The 1,269-nt window shown below is 64.5% G+C and carries 1 protein-coding gene; it reads right to left on the reverse strand.

All coding sequences use genetic code 11. The features are described 5' to 3' along the window. Positions 1-528 precede the first annotated feature (528 nt). Positions 529-1,125 (reverse strand): hypothetical protein, encoded by a 597-nt coding sequence (locus tag ACOJUJ_RS03100; RefSeq protein ID WP_420125378.1) that lies wholly within the window; start codon positions 1,123-1,125, stop codon positions 529-531. Positions 1,126-1,269 lie beyond the last annotated feature (144 nt).

Here is a 1,269-nt window from a genome sequence, read left to right on the forward strand (position 1 = left end):
TGCGCCTCGTTCGGACGAAACACGGTAGGTGCAGGGGCGGCGGGGAGAGGGGGACCGCTGTCTAAATCACAATATAGCATTGACTTAGGCAATATCCAAGAAGAATCTGCAGAAACCCAAGAGGCTTTTTAGACTGGACTCAGAGTTTGCTCGTGCCGTTTCCTCCGCACTCGCGCGTAGGCGTCCGAATCCCAGGTGTCGGGTGCAGGTGGGGATGTCGATGCGGCACGATCTTTTGTAGAGGTGTCGGGAACGGGAAGCAGATGGGAATGCGGCAGGGGGCCATCCGCGTTTTTTGAGAGAGGCCTGTAGATCGGTGGATACGTTTTGAAGCACAGGAAAGTGTGTCGATCGCACCACCTGATGCGCGATCTGGAGAACCGTCGGCTACATTGGCGATGGAGGTGAGGGATCCATCGGGCCGAGCGGGATGAACGGACGCGGAGTTGAAGGGGAGAGGAGGCGGATGAAGATCTGCATCCGCCTCCTCTCCCTCTTACACCGCGTACTCTGTGTTGAGAACAGGGATCAGTAGAAGCGCCGCTCGGTGGCGTTCTCACGCGTCAGGCGCACGACGGTACTGTCGCCGCGCACGTTTACGGGGACGTTCCACTCCAGGGTGACGTCGGGGAGCACGTATGCGGCGTAGACCCAGAAGCGCCCCTCGTCCGCGGCGATGCTGGCGTTGCCCTGCGTGTCGGTGGTGTCGGTGGCGGCGGTGGTGCCCAGCTCCGCCATCTTCATCCCCGCCACGCTGTCGAAGTCGGCGAACACCCGCTGGCGCCACCGGCGGCGGTTCACGCGGATGGAATCCAACTGCGCCTGCACGGCGGCTCGCTGGGCGCGAACCACCCGCACTTCGGCGCTTCCGGCGGCGGAAAGCTGGCGCTCCCGGGCGTTCAGGCTCTCAAGTTGCGTAACCAGCGCAGAAGGAATTGTGGGCTCGGGCTGGTCGGACGCTTCGGCCAGTGAATCCATCAGCGCCTGACGGTCGTAGGGAAGCAGGAAAACCGGCAGGTCCGCGACGGGTTCGCCGGCCTGGGCCAGCGAGGCACGCACCACCACCTTGCTGTCGCTGCACCCGGCGGCCGCCAGGCAGGCGGCCAACAGCAGCAGACGCTTCATCAAACGCGCTCCGGGAGGAATGGGACGGATCATCGGGCCGGACGAACGAAGTCGCGGCAATCGGCGGGGGCGGGTTTCGCAAGCGGCGCGCCGAACGGTGCGACGGCTGGCGCTGGGAGCGGCGATGGCGCTGGTTCTGGCGCC

This window comes from Longimicrobium sp. (assembly GCF_048594345.1).
Taxonomy (GTDB): domain Bacteria; phylum Gemmatimonadota; class Gemmatimonadetes; order Longimicrobiales; family Longimicrobiaceae; genus Longimicrobium.